Here is an 18761-nt window from a genome sequence, read left to right as displayed (position 1 = left end):
TGTTTGATTCTTCAAGCCACCACAAACACCCAAGGTAACCAGCTTAAGGCACAAAGCCTTTTCGGCGAGGAAGAAACTTTGAAGTTTTGGAGCAAACTTTATTTCACCAAAACCCAACTTTAAAGGTAACCGTGCCGTCTGGTGCTTCACGTGAAAAACAAGAAAACAATTGCCTTCGTGGCAACCATCTTTATTGCAGCCCTTCTGGTTAGCGCCTTTGCTGTAGCCCAAATTCTGCACACCGTTGACATCGACTCTTATACGGCGCAAGCCCAAAAAGACTTCCAAAACGCCAAAACGTTAGTGGAGCAAATCCGTAACGTAACATTGCCTAACAACGTGCACCTTTACGTGATAACAAAGCAGGATGCGGTGGACCGGTGGGGCACAACGTCGGCGAATGCAAACTTGGCGCTTATTCAGAGGCAAGAAAACATCTACAAAACCCTGTTCATAATTAACGAAACCGACAGCCTCTACCAAGCCACGGTTGACTGGACGGCAAACTGGGGCGCCGCAACACTGGGAAACGACATATACGTTATTAAAGAAAACTTTGACCCGTTCAACTTGCCTGACGCGGAAGCCACCTTTGTGCATGAACTCACGCATGTTTGGCAGCCTAACCTTCCGTATGCGACAACGTTTGACGCGGACAAGGCACGTACGGCGTTGATTGAGGGGGACGCCTCGTACATGGGGGACTACTTCATTGAAAACTACGGAAACGACGCAGTCGCCACTGAAGACTCCATGATGATGGTCAACAACATACCCGTTTTCCTTCTAAACAACCCCGCCTTAAACGCCATCCACCCGATGCCCGACAGCATCTGGCAGCTCAACTTCTTCCCCTACGACAAAGGCAAAATCTTTGTCAATGCGCTTCATGACAGCGGCGGCTGGCAAACCGTAAACGACGCCTACCAGAACATGCCCGCAACCACAGCGCAGATTCTTCACCCCGACATGTACTTTGAGAACCAAACCGCCCAACCCGTAAATTCGCCGACGCTTGCCGAAGACAATTGGAGCCAGATTACCAACAGCTATAACCAGAAATCCGACCGCTTAGGCGAATACTTCATTCAAGTTATGCTGGACCGATGGCTCAACCAGACCAAAGCTGAGCAATCCGCGGCGGGCTGGTTAGGAGACAACTTCACTTACTATCAAAGAGACAGCGACTACCTGTTCACTTGGAACATTCAATGGAGCAGCAACTGCGACGCCAGTGACTTTTACGTGACCTTCCATGACATGGCAAACGCTGCGGGAGCGACCGACTATGGTAGCTGCAACTGGTCTATGAACGGCAGGTACTTGTCTATCATGTGGGACCAAAGCCAAAACACGACACTTATCGCGGGGTCAAACGTTCAGGCGGCAACTCAAGAAGGCTACTTTAGCTGGAAATAATGCGTGTTCAACGGTTAACCTGATTCTGCGGGTTAGCATTTTTTCGAAAACTCTTTTATTTAAAAGAAGCTGCTTACCAGTAAGGAGCAGCCAAAATGAAGATTCCGTTCACAAAACGAGAGTTAACCACCGTTGCAGTGCTGCTTTTGGTTGCGTTCTTGGTTCGGCTGGTGTTTTTCTCTCATCAAGGATACGCAAAGATTGACACGGTTGACTTCATGATTTGGTTCCAGACAGCAGCAAATTACGGGTTAAGAGCTTTCTACTTGCAAACGTGGTGTGATTATCCGCCGTTTAACATTTACTTCTTCTGGATGTTTGGCTCCTTAGCTGAACATCTTGCCGTATTTGGGACAACCGCTTTCACTTATGTTATGAAGTTGCCAGCAAACCTTTTTGACATGGCAACGGCGTTTCTTATATTCGCTTTTGTTCGAAAGCAATCCAACTTTAAACTGGCGCTGATAGGCACCGCGCTTTACGCGTTTAACCCCGCCGTCATCTTCAACACGGCAGTTTGGGGACAATTCGACGCTATCTACACATTCTTCCTCGTCTTATCCCTAATCTTGGTTTTCTATTCGAAGCCTAAACTATCGGTGGTGGCGTTTATGCTAGGAATCTTGACCAAACCCCAAAGCATCGCTTTAGCGCCGCTGTTTTTCTTTTTAGTTTGGAGGAAAACCGACTGGAAAGGTCTGGTTACGTCGGTTCTGGTTGCAGCGGCTACGGTGTTTGCGGTGATTTTGCCGTTTGAGTGGAGCAACCCAGTTACTTTCTTGACGGACATCTATTTTGGTGCTTACGGCGGCTACCAATTCACGACGCTTAACGCGTTTAACGTGTGGGGTTTTGGGGGCATGTGGGTTCCCGACGTACTTTGGACGTTCATCGCGGGTTGGGCAATGTTTGGAGCCTTGGCGCTTTTCACAATATATCTGGTGCATAAACGGGCGCCCAGCAATCGGGAACTGCTTATCTTCTTCGCCGCATTCGTGCTGTTTTTTGGTTTCTTCATGTTTCCCACACGAATTCATGAGCGATACTTGTTCCCCGCGATGGCGATGTTGGCTTTGATGTTTCCGCTTCTTAAAAGGACCCGCCCGTTGTATGTGGTTTTAACGGCAACGTGTTTTGTTAATCAGGCATATGTGCTGGATTTTCTGAACGCTGGTACGTTCATAATGTCAGGTGACCTTGTGATGGTAACAGTAAGCTTGATTAATTTAATAGCGTTCCTATACGTTCTCGTACTGATGATAGGCGAGCTACGGGGCAAACCACGGTTAAGCCTCAGTCCAACTTTAAAGCCATCAAATGGGGACTTCGCCAAATCACGGGAGACATAAAATGCAGATAACCAAGAGAGACCTGCTAACAATTGCGGTGCTGTCCATCGTATTCTTTGGAATGTCTACGTGGAGCCTTGGCTACACCCAAACCCCAACGTCGACTGCCACGTTCTCCAATGGGCAAAGTTTCTACTTAACTTTGGATGAGTCGCAGTATGTGGGTTCACTTAATTTTCTGCTTGAAGACGGCTCCTACAACGTGACGGTTTATTCAGGTTCACCTGACAACTGGCAACTGGTTACCTCTGGAGCAACATTTACTGATTACTACAAATGGAACGAAGTAAAAATTAACCAAGCCACCCAACACCTTAGGGTTGACTTTGAGTCCTCATCTGCTAACCCCATCATAGCGGAAATTGCAGTCGCCGACACAAACAGCCAACTGCTAAACATCACCCAAATAACAGGCTTAGAAAACGTTAACCCTGACCTACAAAACCTCATCGACGAACAAACCAAAGTTCACTTACCAGCCACCTACATGGGACAAACCTACTTTGACGAAATCTACTTTGTTCGCACCGCACGCCAATATCTGCATCTGCAGTCACCCTACGAATGGACCCACCCGCCGCTGGGCAAACTTATCCAAGCCGCAGGCATCGTCGTGTTCGGGTTCAGCCCGTTCGGGTGGCGCCTGATTGGAGTAATCTTTGGCACCCTCATGATTCCCGTCATGTACCTGCTGGGCAAACGTCTGTTTGGCACATGGATTGGCGCCTTTGCCGCTGCTTTCCTGTTAACCTTTGACTTCATGCATTTCACCATGGCACGCATGGGAACCGCCGACACCTACGTCGTGTTCTTTGCCCTTGTCGCGCAACTGTTCTTCTTCATCTACTTCTCTAACGTCGTTAAGAAGGGCTGGAGCACGTCTGTTTGGCCTTTGTTTGGGGCAGTGATGTTCTTTTTCCTAAGTTTCTCAACCAAGTGGGTTGCCTTATACGGCGCCGTGGGCATGCTGATGCTTCTGGTGGCACTTAGAATAAGAGATGTATCGAGGTTAAAGACAAATTTGGGACGAAAATACGCGGCGCTGTTTGACCACCCCTTCCTGCTGCTGCTTGGGTTTATCGGGTTAGGCGTTGGCATGTACTTCTTGATGTACATACCCGACATGCTAACTGGGCGCCCCTTCATAGGCACCTACGGCAACGGCGTCATCGACCTGCAGTTCGCCATGTACAATTATCATTCTACTCTTGTGGCGACTCACGATTTTGCTTCAGCGTGGTGGAGTTGGCCCTTCATGGTTGCCACCCATGGATATGTGCCCCTCTGGCTGGACATAACCTACTTGCCCAACAGCATAGACTCAACCATCTCAGTCATGGGGAACCCTGCGGTTTGGTGGGTGGGCTTTGGCGCAATACTCATAGTGACGGAGAGAGCTATTCGCGGAAAAGAACTCTTACAAGGTTTAAAGAAACGGTTAACCCACCGAAATGAACCTGACCTGACTCCTGTTCCAGCCATGGATACTCCACCTGCAGCCCCAGCAGACGAAACAGAGCAAACCCTTAACGCACCCACCAAAACCCTCAACATGCAGTCTGAAGAACCTGAAGCCCAACCGCAGCAGGTAGGACGGAAATGGGACATATCAGCCATATTCATTGCGACGATGTTCTTTTTCTCGTGGATTCCCTACGTGTTCATATCCCGAGTCACCTTCATCTACCACTTCTACGTGAGCGTGCCTTTCCTCTGCTTAGCCACCGCTTACTTAATCAATCAACATTGGAACAGCCGAAAAGGGAAAATAGTCACCATCGCCCTCTTTGCAGCCGTGGTTGTGCTGTTTGCAGTGTTCTACCCCGTAATCTCGGGCATGCCCACTTCAATCTCTTATATACATGACCTGAAATGGTTCCCAAGCTGGTTCTTTGCGCCATGACAAAACCAAACAACCCCCAAACCGTAGACGTTTCAGTGGTGTTTCCCGCCTACAACGAAGTAGGTTACTTAGATGACGCTGTGGAAAAAACCACCGAAGTCCTCAACCAGTTCACCCGCAGCTACGAAATCATAATCGCCGAGGACGGCAGCACCGACGGAACCGCTGAACGCGCCGAAGAACTCACCCAAAAATACCCCTACGTAAAACACATCCACGGAGAACAACGACTGGGAAGGGGAACCGCCCTCAACAACGCATTCCGACAAAGCAGGGGCAAAGTTTTGGTTTACATGGATTTAGATTTAGCCACTGACCTCAAATTTCTTCGCCCACTGGTAGAGGCAATCTCGGTTGAGGGCTACGACTTTTCCACGGGTTCCCGCATGTTGCCTGACAGCAAAGTGGAACGGACTTTACGCAGAAGCATAAGCAGCAAAAGCTACAACTTTTTGGTGCGGCAAATGTTAGGCTCCAAGCTTCGAGACCACCAATGCGGCTTTAAAGGCTTCAAACGTGAACCGACCCTGAAACTGATTGGGGAGGTACGGGCAAATCACTGGTTCTGGGACACCGAGTTTCTGGTTAGGGCTGCCCGTGAAGGATGCAAAATAAAAGAGATTGCGGTTGAGTGGAAAAGCGGGGGTAAAACCAAAGTGAACCTGTTTGAGGACAGCTACAACATGGGCAAACAGGTGTTTAAGCTTTGGTGGCAATTCAAAAAAGAGTAACACCGCTCAAGGGTTAATGGTTTTTTGCCAAGTAAACTATGCCTCGGGCAATTATGGAGAAGCCGACCACCACAATTAACGCTGCCCAGTACTGGAACCATGCCGCTAACGTTCCCACCAGAAGAAAAGTGCTCACCAAGTAAGCGGCGCCAAACCAGAACACCAAGTCACCCACGGTTTCAGCGATTCTTCCCGTACGCGATTGAAGCATCAGCCTAAACGCTAACAGAATAACTTGCAAGATGCCGATGCTTATGTCAAACTGCAAGATCGCGTTGTAGAGAGTTTCATGGGCAGCAGGGTTTTCGGGGGCGGGTAGAGCAAAGTGGGAGTTACCAAAGAAGGGGGTTGCCTTTAAAGTTAAGTCGGTAAAGAAGTCACCGATGCTTTGAATCAAACCCGGGTTCATGGCGAAAACTAAGCCCACCACGATGAAAAAGCCCCCAACGGATACTGCCGTAACAACGGGGCTTTCGCTGCGTTTCTTGTGAACGCGTGTATCGTGGGTTTGAGTCATATTCCGCTTCTCCTTGCCTAATTTCTATTCAGAGGCTTAAAGATATAACACTTTTTATAGGCATATCCTAAGTGAATATTTTAAATACTTACGCATTCAATAGTCAACTAGAGACCAGGTGAAAAGTATGCCTTACTGCCCCAAATGCGGCAACCAAGTTGAAGAAAACATGACCTTCTGCCCTCGATGCGGTGCACCCCTGAAAATGGAAGCACCCAGACCTACTCCGCCACCTCCACCGCCGAGTTACCACAAAGACGAAAAATCAGAGAAAGGCGAAAAACAAGAAAAAAACGAGCCTGAAAAAGGTGAAAAACACGAAAAAGGCGAGTCCGGCTTTGTCGGATGGCTAATAGGAGGCATAATTGTCATAGTTATTGGGCTTTTGGCTTACTTACGTGCAATCAACTTCATACCCTCCAACTTTGAAGGCCCATTAATACTTTTGGTGGTAGGAGTTGCAATAATAATCGTTGCTGTCTACATGGCTATGACTGCACGCAAACGGCACCCCTCACCTAACGTTAGATGAGCCACCCAACAAACAGCCGATACAGCCGATGCTCCAAAAGCGTCCACAGGTTGTTTCTGCCAAAGATGCGGAAATAGTTTTTTCCCGCCGCTTCAACCATGTCGCCGATGTCGTAGCGGGGCAACATGCAACTTGAGACTATAAGTTTGCCCCATTGACCCCGTTTGAGTTCATGCAACGGCACCACTCGGTTACCCAAGGCAACCTCAAAAAAGTAAGCGTCATAGTTTGGCGTGATATAGGGCAAGTCATCGTATTGCTGTCCAAAAACGCCTTCCGTAGCCGTGTACATCTCCACGATTGGAGCTTTGCCAAAGTACTTCTGCAACACGGGTCCGTATTTGAATTGGATTTTGCGTACGCTCGTGCAGAATAAGGCTTGGAACTTCCAGAGGTCAGCGGGTGTTTTGCCGTGCCTACGCTGCACGTATTTAGCAAACGCTAACACAACTGGGGTAACGCCCATGGTGGCGACGACGTTTTGTTCCAACGCTTGCTGATACGCCAACTCAAAACGCCGCTCCCAGTCCGCCTTGCTGATGCCTGAGCCTAACGCGTCGATGTCTTCCTGCCGCGGCAACAAGCTAACTTGGCTAAGCATGGGGTTAAGCCGCGCGTAAGTGCCTGAACTGTACCCGTAATTCATCTCCGCACCATTCTGGTTCAGGGTATGGACGCTGCTGGGAAAATTCAAGTTCAAAATGTTTCCCGTCAACACCTCAAAGTTCTCCGTGCGCATGGCAAAGTGGATGATTGCTCGGGCGCCGCAGAGGAAAATCTGCCGCAGATGCGTGGGGGTAGCGGGAAGGACTTTAGATTGTTTGCCTGTGGAACCGCGGGTCATGACCCAACATTCAGGCGCCTCAGAAAGAAAGGCTTGATAGTTGCCTTCTTTGACTTTGGAAAAGTAGGGTTGGTAGCCGTAGTAGTCGGTTATGGGAAAATTTTTCTGGTAATCCGTAATGCTGGAGGTCTGAGGGGCGTTATGCGTTTTACCATAGTCCGTAACACCGTATTTTTTGAGCAGATCCCACAAAGCCAACTCCTGCGCTTTCGCAGGGTCTTTAAGTGATTCATACCATGGACCCACAAACCTCTGCAGAATAGTGCTGGCATCAATGAACTCATCCTCAGGCAACACGTTGCGTCCCTCAGAGCAGGTTGTCTCAATCACCTTATATGTTTCGCCATCCAAATAATCCCACAAACACCGTTCTTAAAGTGACCCCCATGAACGAATCCGTCGCCGAAACCGCAGAGAAAATTCACAGGCTTCAAGTGCAGGGCGCCCGAAACGTTGCCATAGCCGCCCTAAATGCTTACCAAACCTTAGCCGAAAACACCCAAGCCACAACCCGCAAAGAGTTTCTTGCTGAGCTTTGCCAAGCCCGCGACCTACTGTTTGCCGCAAGAGAGACTGAGCCGCTGATGCGCAACGCCGTCCGCTGGGTCATCACGCAGGTGGAGGACAGTGACGAACGCAAAGTCATTGAACTCGCCAACTTGGTTTCTTTTAGCGCCCAAAAATTCCAACAGAACCTTGCTGCCTCCAAGGAACGCATTGCCGAAATCGGCTCCAAACGCATCCGCGACGGCTCGACCGTGTTCACGCATTGCCACAGCTCCACCGTCACCAACATGCTGGCAAAGGCGAAGGCGGACGGGAAAAGCTTCGAGGTGGTTTGCACGGAGACCCGACCCGCGTTTCAAGGCAGGATAACCGCCAAGGAACTGCTTGGGCTGGGGTTAAAGACCACGTTCATCGTGGATTCAGCTACGCGGTCACTTATGCATAATGTGGACTTGGTGGTTGTCGGCGCCGACGCCATCACGTCGGAGGGCAACATCGTCAACAAGATTGGGTCATCGGCGATTGCGGTTTTGGCGCATGAAGCCCGCAAACCCTTCTACGCCGTGTCGGAACTGCTCAAATTCGACCCCGCCACCCTCTACGGCGAGTACGAGCGGATTGAGGAGCGCAGCCGCAACGAAGTCTGGAAAGAAGCCCCAGCCGAACTGACCGTGCGCAACCCCGCCTTTGACGTGACGCCGCGGGACCTGATTAGCGGGTTAATCTGCGAAGAAGGCATCATCACGCCCCAGTCGGTGGCAGAGGTTATGCACAGAGTCTACCCATGGGTCTTTGAATAATTAAATTTAGGCGGCAGAATGGTTTGGAGAAGGTTAGTTCTAAGCCTGAGATGGACACTATCTTCTGTTCATTTTGGCGAGGTAACAGAAAGGCAAAATTCTGCCGCGTCTGTGCCGTCGAAGGCACATCCTGCTACGCCCTGTGGCAGGCGGTTTTGTCGTTAGCCACAAAAAACACCGTCTTAATCAACCGCAGGGCAGGGCGTGCGTTTGGGCATCGGTACCGTCTTGAACCTCCACGCCGTAGCCGTTGTCTCTGCTACATCACGACGCTGCAGGATAAGGGGGCGCATTTTGGGTTGCCCATCGAAGACTTCCTATATGTAGCCCGCACGGGGCAAGGCGGCATGTATGAGACGCCTTCACGGACCAAGCAGGAACCATTTGTGGGCTTGATTTTAGAGCAAATCGCAAAAGACCCCGCGGGAGCAAAACTGATTGAAGCTGTACAAGGGATTCCCCGCAAGAAAAAAACGAACTAAAAGGGGATGGAGTTCCCCTGAATTTATGCTTTCCAGGTTTCCAGTGCGCCGCGTAACTCCACATGCTCTTTCGCGTACTCTTCGAGACTGATGCCTTGCAGTGCCGCGTCGACCGCGTGCCGCATCGCCAACGCGCCAGTCTTGGTGCCGTCGGGGTGCCCGTGGATGCCTCCGCCCGCTTGGATAACCACGTCTTTGCCGAAAACCTCCAGCAGCGCGGGCACAAGCCGTGGGTGGACGCCGCCGGAAGCTACAGGCATAACCGGTTTGAGTCCGTGCATGGGGGCTTTGCAGGCGTCAATGTTTTCCATCACTTCCGTTTTGGTTTCGCTCATTTTGCCTACGACGGTTCCGACGTGAAGTTGGTCTACGCCTATGGCTCGGGCAACCGCCGCTATGGGACGCATTGCGATGCCGTGCAGGGGGTTCTTGGTGAAGGCTGCGTGTCCTGCCCTGTGTGCGTGAATCACCAGTCGGTAGTCCTGCTTGCGCAGGGTTTGCAGTGCGCTCCAGCCGCAGGTGAGGATGTCGACCATGACGTATCTGCCGCCGTGGTCAATCACCATGTCCGCGCGTTCCATCATCGTCTCCATTTCAGCCGTAATGTTAATCATGTACACTTTTTTCTCGCCGGTTTCCGCTTCAGCACGGTCTCGGGCGTCCAGCGTCGCGTGAAGCCGCTCCTCAAACGGGTTGAATTTTTGGCTGCTCAAGTTCTCGTCGTCTTTGACTATATCGCAGCCGCCTGCCCACGCTTCGTAGGCGACTTCTGCGTGGTCCTCAGATTTGAGCCCCAGCTTCGGTTTGATGATGGTACCGACCAGTGGGCGGTCTTGGACGTTGAGGAGTTTACGGATGCCTTCGATGCCGTAGCGGGGACCCTTGAAGCTCTTAGTCAGTTCGGCGGGCAGTTGCAGGTCCATGAGTTTGAGGTTTCGTAGTGCTTTTAGCCCGAACACGTTGCCTGCGACGCTGCTAAGAATGTTGGGCATGTTGCCATCTTCGAAGAGTTCGAGGGGGTAGGCAATTTTGGCGGTGCCGTCCGTTAGGGAGTAGACGTGGGCGGCGAGTTTTTTGACGTAGGGTTTTTCGGTGGTGAGTTCGGTCCATGTGCCGACGCTGCTTTCCGCCGCGATGGCGCCTGCTGCTTCCATGAAGGTCATGCCGTCGGGTTCCAAAGTGAAAGTGCAGAGTAAATCTGAATCTTTAGGTTTGTAGGTTAGGTCTACAAAGTCTGTGTACTTCAAAACGGTCGGTTCTCCTGCAAATAGGGAGGCGTTTTTGCTTAAAAACCCTGTCTTTCAATCAGGACCCGTAATAATTAAGCTTTAATAATCCAGTCAACTCTATTTTTGGAGAATTCAACAGCGGATTTCATCACGCTACAAAACAGTGGTAACCTTTGATATACTCCGACTGGGTAAAACGCAAACAAGCTGAAGTGCTTAGCTGGCAAATCAACAAGCCCGGCGACAACGACGACGGAGGTTTCCCAGCTGAAAAACCCAACGACCAAGGCGGCGTGTGGACCACCTCCGAAACACTCTACACACTGCTCAAATACCAAATCCTGCCACCCACCGATAAACGCGTTCAGAAAACCAAACAGTGGCTTCTGCGGCACCGCAACCTCGGCGGCGACTACGGCGACGGCTGGCCCCTCATCAACAAAGGCAACAGTTTTGTCGACACTACCGCCATGGCGATTTTGGCGCTTTCCTTCTTCCTTGAGGAACCTGAAACGAGTGAAGCCGTCAAAAAAGCCAAAGACTGGCTTTTAGAGAACCAAAACGACGACTACGGCTGGGGCATATGGAAATATGAGGACAGCCTTGTGTCGGCAACCGCGTTCACTCTTTTGGCGCTAAAACAGGTAAACACGGTTTTCCACGAAGAAAAAATAGAGGCTGCTTTGGAAAGCGGAATTGCATGGCTTAAGCTCGCGCAGGACAAGAACACGGGGCGTTGGGGATTCTCGGGGAATATGCAGGAAATAAACAATGCCAGCACCTGCCAAGCCGTGACCGTGCTGTTCCAGTTAGGAGAAAAACCCAAAAACTACAAGAAAGCGCTCGATTCGTTCCTGTCGGAATTCAAGGAAAACGGCACTTGGCGCACCGTCAACGAAAACTATACTTTAAAGTACTTTGGCGAAGGCTTGGACCAGCGGCTTTCCTGGTTTAACGCACCGCATGTTGTTTCGGCTTTGGTTTCTTTTGCGAGAAGCATGCCGCGGGAGGTTGAGATAAAGCAGGTCATAGAAGCCGTGGAAAGCCTCAAGAGATTTGACGCGGTTTACCAGTCCAAAGAAGTCACAGACATAGCTGTTGGTCACTTGGATGTGAGACCCTGGGCGTCGGTGCAGTACCTGCGGGGGCTGTTGGATGCGCAGGCGTATATGCAGGAGCACCTTGACGAGTACGTTTCGGTCATGAGCAGCAAACTTGCCATCATCGAGAAAGCGGGGCTGCTGCGGTCGCTGCCGATAGTTTCGCCCTTCCGAAAAGAAACCAGCGTTTACGTGAGTGGCACGTTTTTGGTTGTGCTTTTCCCGCTGTTGGGTTCGTCGCTGATTGGAATGTCTTACTTAACTGAAGCTGTCAGTTTTGAAGTTGCCGTCATGGTTACCCTGTTTGGGATGTACCTGCTGACGTTTGGTGCCTTGTTTACTGGGTTTAAGCAGAAGGTTATCTCGCGCAGCCGATTCTGCTACATGTATTTCCCCATCTGGGCGCTCATCGTCTTGGCAACGTGCCTGCTCTACATTGGCGAAACAACCGAAGGGCTGATTGTGTGTTTGCTGATTGGATTCCCAGAAATCCTCTCTCATGTAATGAACAAAACAAAACACGACTAAAACAAAGGTTGACGCCGACAACCGTTTCCCTTCTTTCCTAGCGCATCTTTTCGATTCAAATCCAGTTTTCGAGCTACAGTAGAAACATTTGCTCTTGTGAACACTGGTTCTTGAAACATTTAACTACCCCTTCCTACCCACATAGAACCGCAACGTGTGAAGCTCATGGAACTTATCGCTGGTGTCTTGAACATAACCACAGGCGGCAAACGAATCGTCATTTTAAACGATGAAACCGCCGCCTTGCTAGGCGTCCATTCCTCTGACCGCGTCAAACTTTCATACGGCGGCAAAGAAGTCATTGCCATAGCCAACTTGGCTTCGGATTTTCCTGCCGACCGCATCTGGTTTTACCTCGAAATCGCCCACGCTCTGGGCGTCACTGGCGGCGAAACCGTAGATGTTCAGTTGGCTCCGATGCCTGAATCACTGGGCAACATTCGAGCTAAACTGCGAGGTCAGCGGCTGCGAAACGAAGAAATTTTTACCATCGTCAAGGACGTGGTGGAGCAGCATTTAAGTGACATTGAAATCTCGGCGTTTGTCACAGCGCTCAAAGTTTATGGGTTAAGCATGAGCGAAACTGAAGCCATGAGCCGCGCCATGGTAGAGACGGGCAAAACCCTCAACTTTGGAAAACCGCCCATTCTTGACAAGCACAGCATCGGTGGCATTCCAGGCGACAAAACCAGCATGATACTGGTGCCCATTGTGGCGGCAGCGGGCTTTACGATTCCTAAGACCTCGTCGCGTGCCATCACTTCGCCCGCTGGAACTGCTGACCGCGTGGAAACTCTCTGCCCGGTTAACCTTGAGATTGAGGAGATTAAGCGGGTGGTGAAGAAGACGGGTGGCTGTTTGGTTTGGGGCGGTGCTCTTGAACTTGCACCTGCCGATGACCTGCTCATCAGAGTGGAGTATCCCTTGGGAATTGACCCGATGCTTTTGCCCTCCATCATGAGCAAAAAGAAAGCCATAGGTGCAACCCATCTGGTGGTGGATATTCCCATGGGTATGGGCGCAAAAATCAAGACGCCCACCGAAGCGTACACGTTGGCGGCGGATTTTGTGCACCTAGGTGAACATTTAGGTATTGGTGTGCAGTGCGCGTTAACGTTTGGGGACCAACCGTTGGGATGCGGCATTGGACCAGCTTTGGAAGCCCGCGAAGCCCTCAACACCCTCATGGGCAACGGACCCCCAGATGTACATGACAAAGCCGTCAGCATCGCAGGCATACTCTTTGAGTTAGCAGGGGAAAAGAACGGTCGCCAGAAAGCCCAAGAAATGCTGCTTTCAGGCAAAGCAGAATGCAAACTGCGAGAAATCATTGAGGCCCAAGGGGGAAGCCCAAACATCAAACCCGAAGACATACCCGTTGGACCTGAACATGCGGCAGTTTACGCCAAAGAAAAGGGGCGGGTTTTGTGGATTAAAACGGAGGGCATCGTGCAGGTGTCGCGGGCGGCAGGAACCCCAAAAGAGGCGGGCGCGGGAATTCTGCTTAAAGCCAAGCTGGGGGATGCAGTGTCCAAAGGCGATGTGCTGTTTGAAGTGTATGCGGAGCGTCCAAGCAAGCTGGAGAATGCGCTGGCTTTGGCAGAGAAGTTGGAGCCTGTGGTTTTGAGTCGCAAACCTGACGAACAAATGCTGTTGGGGCAGTATCCACTTAAAACAAAAAAAGAAAACAATAAGGGGAGTTAGCGGGCTTTGCTTTGCACGCGGGGTTCTATCAGCGTCCAGAGCCAGTCCACAAATTCCTTCATGTTCTTTGTTTGGATGTGTACGTCTCCAGGTCCCGTAATCTGGGTGACCAAGCCCTCGCCGCCAAGCAGAGTCTCTTTTAGTCCGCCGAATTTGGTGACTTTGTAGCTGCAACTGTCACTGAACGCAACCAGGTGGAAGTTGTCCACAATAAGCGTCTGCCCCGCTTGCAGAGTGTGAGTATCGATGGCGCCAAACGTGTTAATGAAAAGCTGGCCTTCACCTGTGGCTTTAATCATAAACAAGCCCTGTCCGAACAAGCCCTTGCTGAAGCCTTCCCATTTGATGTCTAAGTCGATGCCCTGAGTGCTGGCGATGTAGGAGGATTTTTGGATGATGTAACCTTGTCCAGGTTTAACTTCGATTTTTTCGATGTCCCCCACGGGCGCGGCGACAAAGCCTGCTTCGGCGTTAGGTCTGGTTGCTGTGTAGTCATTGACCCAGAAGCTTTGTCCGCCAATGAAGCTTAATCCGAGGCTGCCCCAGAAGCTTTTTTCACGTTTACGAGTGTGTGCCTCAATGCTAGGGTCCATGTAGGTCATGGAGCCAGATTCAGCGGTTATGGTTTCGCCTTGATCCAAGTTCACGACAAGCAGGGCGTATGATGGCTTGTATTTAATTTCGTACTTCAAGTCTGTTCATCCCCACCTATGAGTGAAGACATGAGCTTTTGAGGTTTACGATTGCCCAATTCATTAAGATTGGTTCCAGAAGTAACGTAGGAGAACAAACGTGATAACCGCATTCTAAAAATAGGTCACTGCAAGAAAAACCAAATATTGACCATAAAAGAATTCCTCCAAACCCTAAACACCAAGTAGATAGGTAGCGTCTCAAAGGCTAACGCGAACCTATTTGCCGTCTATTAGCAGCCAAATAACAATTCTATGCAGAACCTATAGAGGGGTCTACACGCAGCAAAGTTCAAGCAACAAAAAGAAAAAGACGGCTATTTGTTGAGGAAGAGGGTTTGAGTTGGGAACGCCATCTCTATGCCTTCCTTCTCGAAAGCGTCCTTAATGGCAAAGTAAATTGCCTGCTGCGTATCCATGTACTTGTTGTAGTCACCTACAACAACGTAGTAGACTACTTCAAATTTCAGGGCGAAGTCACCAAACTCACAGAAGTGCACTCGATCCAAGTCCGCAAACTCAATGTTGTTGATTATTCCGCGTACAATATCGGGAATCTTTTTGAGTTTGACCAGAGGCGTACTGTACACGACGCCGAATTTGAAGACGACGCGCCGCTTTTGCAGTTTCTTGAAGTTTCGTATCTGTGCAGAAGTTAACGTTTGGTTGGACAGAACAAGTTCTTCACCTTGAAGCAGCTTGACCCTTGTGGATTTCATGCCTATTGCAGTTACCGTACCTGCATGCTCACCCACCACGATAAAGTCGCCGATTTCAAACGGTTTGTCAAAATATATGGAGAAAGCACTCATCACGTCGCTTAACGTGTTTTGTACTGCCAAAGCGACGGCGATGCCTCCCACACCTAAACCGACAACAACACCAGACAAGTCGATGTTTAACGCATACAGGATTACAAGTAACGCACTCAGCATAACCAGTATTTGGATGATTTTTTTGAACACGAAAAACATGTGGTTGTTTAAGTCCGCGTTCCGCTGGGTCTGCCTATGTGAGTACCAGTCTGCAACGACGTTGGATACGCGGGTGATGGCGTATGAAACAAGAAGAACGGATAAGACGATGAAGATTTGGAATATTGTTGTGAAATAGTCTGCCAGAAAGGTTAAGGAGGTAAGTGCGTTGTAGCTGCCGATAACAACAACTAAAATAATTGAGGTGTATTTTATGCTTTGTAGAATTTTGTCATCGAGGGTGGTTTCTGTTTTGCTTGCCCACGCACAGAAATATCGGCTGAAAATGTAGTAAGCCACCCAGCCAATAACGGCAACGATAGAGAACACGATAACGGAAGCAAGAATGTCGCTGGTCAACATATCCAAACGCAGAGTGTCATGTAGGAAACGGGATATGTCTGTTCCATTCTGCACTACTTCCGACACTATAGAGCCCCCTCAAATTGTAACTGTAGGCTACGCCAACATTAATTTATTTTTTGTTATTTCAAAGCGGAAAAAACAAGAACAATCACTGCCAACAACAAATGTTTAGATGGGATGAGAGAGTCAGGTGCTTGATTTACGGGCATTTTTAAGAAGCTCTTTCCCAAGCTGCCGAGGCAGGTTACCTGAAAAGTCGTCTCTTTCGGGAAACTGCAGTATGTACCGAACTAACTTATCCAGTTTAGTTACGGCGACGGTTGGACGGTTTAAATGCAGGTCAGCGTGCCTGTTTGCAAAGACAAGAATTCCCACAACAGGAATATTTAACGCTTTGAATTCTGAATTGCCGATTACCGTTTTAACTTGGGAAACGTTACGTTTAAGCTGCATGCTTGGGCTACCTTTGAATTTGCCACCCTTGTTTCTTTGCCAATCATCTCCAGAACAGCCTATTTTGCCGCTCCAATTTTTGGTTTCAAGCACAAACACGCCGTTAGGTCCAACCACAATTTGGTCGACGTCGCCACGTCCAAAAGCCACACCGCTTAGCAGGTAAAACTTGTTGGATAATGCTGAGCTTAAAGTTTTAGCTACACGTTTTTCTCCCTCCAAGCCCCCTTTGAAAACACGGTATTTGCCCCAGAAAAAAAAGGCTCCACCCAAAGGAACCAAGGAGCCCAACAAAGCCGCAAGCTCAAAAAAATCCACGGGCCAACTCCAACCCACCAACTTTTCGAAGGCAGCCAAAAAAACAAGAGCCACAAACCCGACGATGCATAGAATGGTTGCTGACAGGTTTTTCCAAGTTTGATTCCGCAGGTAATTGTTGGATGACTTGAGCTTGCGCATTGTAAGCAAACAGGCGTCAAAGTATTTCAGTATGCCGATTCCCGATAACGCTCAAGATGCAAGGACATTTGGCGGAAAAGTGGTTGTGGACAACTCGTGTGAACCCAGATTTTCGATTATGCACCTTCCGTTTAGGAGCAAAAAACCATAACAGAATTAAAGGGTTCACCACAAACTATAATGCATTAAACCCATACAAATCGAGATGCAAAAAAGGGTGGATTTCGACTAGTGCACCGCGCAATATCGGTTTACGGCCGCAAAATCTTGGGTATATTCTTAATTTTTAATGCGTTAGTCACCATTTCCTATGCCGTAGGCATCCTGTCAGGCTACTATGCTGCATACCCACACTGGGAACCCTTCGCGCCTTACGTGCACAGTGGCGCCCTTTTTTGGCTGCTTATAGTGGCGGCGATTTTGAATATTTTCCCTTCAGCAAACTTTGGCAAGGTCCACACAGGACGCTTATGGTTCCATCACTACGTTTACGGATTCTTTGTCATGTTCCTCTCAGCAGTTTGGATCATGCTAGGCACGTCGGTTTCGCTTCTCAACATGTTTCTGATAAACTCCACCAATCTTTCGGTTAACGTTGGACGGTTCTTCATGTTGGGAGGGCTCTCGCTGGTGCTGGACGATTTGCCTGATGTGAACCGACTAACTTTTCGTTGGGTGAGATGGCTTAAGGCAAAAGCATGTCAGGCTCGGAAATTTCTGCATATCGCTCAGCTTGCCATGGGGTTTGTGGGGCTTTACTTCGCGGCAGCCATCACTATTTTCGTGATTGATAACCCGCAGTGGTTAACCGCAGCAAATCTTGTCCTCATCGAAACGTTAGTTGTTACGGTTTTCACAAGTTTTGGGTCAGCGATAGGAAAAATCTGGCTTAAACTCAAAACAGAATACGAAGACCTCCATCATTAACTGGCCTCTTGAGTTATCAAAAATTTTGGGGATGCTGTTCCGCTGTAGGAACAAACTGTTCCACAGTGAACCATTAGAACCACAGTCACCTAAACAAAAACAGGTGTACAAAATGAGCATGGACCCAGAGGCTAAACAGAAATGGTTTTCACCCGCACTTCTAATCCTGATTGCAGTCTGCGCATATTTTGTTCTTGCCTTATACGACGTAATCATAAGCTACTATTTTGCCAATGAACTCATCAGCAATTTTCCCACATACTCTGCCCTGATGGAGATGCCATGGTGGATAGCCACCTTCTACTCCAGTGAACTCGGCGGAGGCGTAGGCAGCGTCCTTCGCTTTGGCGCAAGCATCCTTGCGGTCTACTGTGCATTCCTGTTTTGGCGAAAAGGTAACCAAGCGTGGCCACAAATTCGCCGCAAACTCGCCGCCGCGCTGGCTTTAGAAGCAGGCTACTTCCTCATGTTTATCCCATCTGCGTGGCTGGGATTGGTGTTCCCATCCACAGGAGGCAACGTCTGGTACTTTGAGGTAACCCCCGTGCCAGAGGTTTTCTTTGTTGCGGGCGTGGCATGTTTAGCCATGGTGCTGGTGATGCCTCCGGTGCTGTTTAAGTTGCGGTCCCTTGTCGTTCACGACGCAGCGAAGGCAGAGCTTTTGCGGTGGAGCGGCATTGTCGCGGTGGCGTATTTGTTTGTGGTTTTCTGGTTTAACTCCACGATGCAGTGGGCAGGCATGATAGGCACATGGGGAGTGGATTTGGTGCTGGAGCCCATGAACTTTTTAGGCTTCGCTTCCTCGGTGTTTGGGTTGTTTTTGATTGCAGTGTTTGGGTTGGCAGTTGCGTATCCAGCTATCAAAAAACAGCCTAACCCGATAAACCTCAAACGCGTGGGTGCCGTCAGCGTGGCTTTTGGCAGCTACTTTGCCTTTGCAGTAGCGGTTTACTTTGTTGCGGGGGGGTTTGCCGTTAACCGTTCCGCGTGGTATGAGATGATTGTCCCTCACAACCCCTACCTGTGGTGCCTGATTTTCCTATTCACAGGACTACCATTGCTACTGATGAACAAGCAAAAATAACATAACCTCTTTTTCTCTTGTTATTCAGCTAAATTTTTGGTAGACACCACCTTTTGGAAATGTAAAACAAGAAACTCAGTCTACAGTCAATGGGGCAATGGTCTGTCTCTTCGAGTGGGAGCAAAACAAAATTAACGTCACCCAAAGCATAAATGGTTCCT

17 protein-coding genes are annotated in these 18761 nt (G+C 49.5%); 11 read left to right on the top strand and 6 right to left on the bottom strand.

The window, feature by feature from the left end:
• The first annotated feature begins 150 nt into the window (after nucleotides 1–150).
• The 4 genes from ACBZ72_02425 (at nucleotide 151) to ACBZ72_02410 (ending at nucleotide 5402) form a co-directional block, all read left to right on the top strand.
• Entirely contained in the window at nucleotides 151–1419 is a 1269-nt protein-coding gene (locus ACBZ72_02425) for a hypothetical protein (GenBank protein ID XES77745.1), read from the top strand.
• A 95-nt stretch (nucleotides 1420–1514) separates the two neighbouring features.
• A complete protein-coding gene (locus ACBZ72_02420) occupies nucleotides 1515–2768 on the top strand; it encodes a glycosyltransferase 87 family protein (protein ID XES77744.1) in 1254 nt (417 codons plus the stop codon).
• 1 nt (nucleotide 2769) lies between these two features.
• Complete coding sequence (locus ACBZ72_02415) at nucleotides 2770–4671, top strand: glycosyltransferase family 39 protein (GenBank protein XES77743.1); 1902 nt, start codon at nucleotides 2770–2772, stop codon at nucleotides 4669–4671.
• Entirely contained in the window at nucleotides 4668–5402 is a 735-nt protein-coding gene (locus ACBZ72_02410) for a dolichyl-phosphate beta-glucosyltransferase (GenBank protein ID XES77742.1), read from the top strand. The genes ACBZ72_02415 and ACBZ72_02410 overlap by 4 nt, the downstream gene beginning before the upstream one ends.
• Before the next feature lie 13 nt (nucleotides 5403–5415).
• On the opposite strand, the gene ACBZ72_02405 is transcribed toward ACBZ72_02410, so the two are convergent.
• On the bottom strand, nucleotides 5416–5919 hold the full coding sequence (locus ACBZ72_02405) for a hypothetical protein (protein XES77741.1): 504 nt from the start codon (nucleotides 5917–5919) through the stop codon (nucleotides 5416–5418).
• A gap of 127 nt (nucleotides 5920–6046) precedes the next feature.
• Between ACBZ72_02405 and ACBZ72_02400 the strand changes: the two genes are divergently transcribed.
• Nucleotides 6047–6451 carry a zinc-ribbon domain-containing protein gene (locus tag ACBZ72_02400; GenBank protein ID XES77740.1) on the top strand — a complete coding sequence of 135 codons (405 nt, stop codon included), beginning with the start codon at nucleotides 6047–6049 and terminating at the stop codon, nucleotides 6449–6451.
• Here ACBZ72_02400 and ACBZ72_02395 read toward each other — a convergent pair.
• Entirely contained in the window at nucleotides 6444–7625 is a 1182-nt protein-coding gene (locus tag ACBZ72_02395) for a GH3 auxin-responsive promoter family protein (protein ID XES77739.1), read from the bottom strand. The two genes, ACBZ72_02400 and ACBZ72_02395, sit on opposite strands and share 8 nt — an antisense overlap.
• Nucleotides 7626–7681: 56 nt before the next feature.
• On the opposite strand from ACBZ72_02395, the gene ACBZ72_02390 reads away from it, so the two are divergent.
• Nucleotides 7682–8602: a translation initiation factor eIF-2B gene (locus tag ACBZ72_02390; GenBank protein ID XES77738.1), complete on the top strand. Its 921-nt coding sequence runs from the start codon at nucleotides 7682–7684 to the stop codon at nucleotides 8600–8602.
• Between the two features lie 23 nt (nucleotides 8603–8625).
• Nucleotides 8626–9084: a hypothetical protein gene (locus ACBZ72_02385; GenBank protein ID XES77737.1), complete on the top strand. Its 459-nt coding sequence runs from the start codon at nucleotides 8626–8628 to the stop codon at nucleotides 9082–9084.
• Between the two features lie 23 nt (nucleotides 9085–9107).
• On the opposite strand, the gene rbcL is transcribed toward ACBZ72_02385, so the two are convergent.
• Nucleotides 9108–10331, bottom strand: a complete 1224-nt coding sequence (gene rbcL / locus ACBZ72_02380) for a type III ribulose-bisphosphate carboxylase (protein XES77736.1) — start codon at nucleotides 10329–10331, stop codon at nucleotides 9108–9110.
• A gap of 155 nt (nucleotides 10332–10486) precedes the next feature.
• On the opposite strand from rbcL, the gene ACBZ72_02375 reads away from it, so the two are divergent.
• Together ACBZ72_02375 and ACBZ72_02370 are read left to right on the top strand one after the other, a co-directional pair.
• Nucleotides 10487–11941: a prenyltransferase/squalene oxidase repeat-containing protein gene (locus tag ACBZ72_02375; protein ID XES77735.1), complete on the top strand. Its 1455-nt coding sequence runs from the start codon at nucleotides 10487–10489 to the stop codon at nucleotides 11939–11941.
• 165 nt (nucleotides 11942–12106) lie between these two features.
• Nucleotides 12107–13645, top strand: a complete 1539-nt coding sequence (locus tag ACBZ72_02370) for an AMP phosphorylase (GenBank protein XES77734.1) — start codon at nucleotides 12107–12109, stop codon at nucleotides 13643–13645.
• On the opposite strand, the gene ACBZ72_02365 is transcribed toward ACBZ72_02370, so the two are convergent.
• The 3 genes from ACBZ72_02365 to ACBZ72_02355 all read right to left on the bottom strand — a co-directional run bounded on the left by ACBZ72_02365 (nucleotide 13642) and on the right by ACBZ72_02355 (nucleotide 16589).
• On the bottom strand, nucleotides 13642–14337 hold the full coding sequence (locus ACBZ72_02365; protein ID XES77733.1) for a TIGR00266 family protein: 696 nt from the start codon (nucleotides 14335–14337) through the stop codon (nucleotides 13642–13644). The two genes, ACBZ72_02370 and ACBZ72_02365, sit on opposite strands and share 4 nt — an antisense overlap.
• A 317-nt stretch (nucleotides 14338–14654) precedes the next feature.
• Entirely contained in the window at nucleotides 14655–15740 is a 1086-nt protein-coding gene (locus ACBZ72_02360; GenBank protein XES77732.1) for a mechanosensitive ion channel family protein, read from the bottom strand.
• A 123-nt stretch (nucleotides 15741–15863) separates the two neighbouring features.
• Complete coding sequence (locus tag ACBZ72_02355; GenBank protein ID XES77731.1) at nucleotides 15864–16589, bottom strand: nuclease-related domain-containing protein; 726 nt, start codon at nucleotides 16587–16589, stop codon at nucleotides 15864–15866.
• Nucleotides 16590–16820: 231 nt separating this feature from the next.
• On the opposite strand from ACBZ72_02355, the gene ACBZ72_02350 reads away from it, so the two are divergent.
• Together ACBZ72_02350 and ACBZ72_02345 are read left to right on the top strand one after the other, a co-directional pair.
• Nucleotides 16821–17516 (top strand): hypothetical protein, encoded by a 696-nt coding sequence (locus tag ACBZ72_02350; protein ID XES77730.1) that lies wholly within the window; start codon nucleotides 16821–16823, stop codon nucleotides 17514–17516.
• 112 nt (nucleotides 17517–17628) lie between these two features.
• Nucleotides 17629–18600, top strand: coding sequence for a hypothetical protein (locus ACBZ72_02345; protein ID XES77729.1), 972 nt, complete (start codon nucleotides 17629–17631; stop codon nucleotides 18598–18600).
• Nucleotides 18601–18761: the final 161 nt, after the last annotated feature.

This window comes from Candidatus Bathyarchaeia archaeon, assembly GCA_041447175.1.
Taxonomy (GTDB): domain Archaea; phylum Thermoproteota; class Bathyarchaeia; order Bathyarchaeales; family Bathycorpusculaceae; genus JADGNF01.
The sequence above is the reverse complement of the archived record's forward strand: the minus strand, read 5'-3'. Positions and strand labels throughout refer to the sequence as shown.

Coding starts and splice junctions, on each gene's coding strand:
- ACBZ72_02355 (XES77731.1), bottom strand. CDS start 16,589: ATGCGCAAGCTCAAGTCATCCAACAATTACCTGCGGAATCAAACTTGG.
- ACBZ72_02370 (XES77734.1), top strand. CDS start 12,107: ATGGAACTTATCGCTGGTGTCTTGAACATAACCACAGGCGGCAAACGA.
- ACBZ72_02415 (XES77743.1), top strand. CDS start 2,770: ATGCAGATAACCAAGAGAGACCTGCTAACAATTGCGGTGCTGTCCATC.
- ACBZ72_02400 (XES77740.1), top strand. CDS start 6,047: ATGCCTTACTGCCCCAAATGCGGCAACCAAGTTGAAGAAAACATGACC.
- ACBZ72_02410 (XES77742.1), top strand. CDS start 4,668: ATGACAAAACCAAACAACCCCCAAACCGTAGACGTTTCAGTGGTGTTT.
- ACBZ72_02405 (XES77741.1), bottom strand. CDS start 5,919: ATGACTCAAACCCACGATACACGCGTTCACAAGAAACGCAGCGAAAGC.
- ACBZ72_02420 (XES77744.1), top strand. CDS start 1,515: ATGAAGATTCCGTTCACAAAACGAGAGTTAACCACCGTTGCAGTGCTG.
- ACBZ72_02345 (XES77729.1), top strand. CDS start 17,629: ATGAGCATGGACCCAGAGGCTAAACAGAAATGGTTTTCACCCGCACTT.
- ACBZ72_02390 (XES77738.1), top strand. CDS start 7,682: ATGAACGAATCCGTCGCCGAAACCGCAGAGAAAATTCACAGGCTTCAA.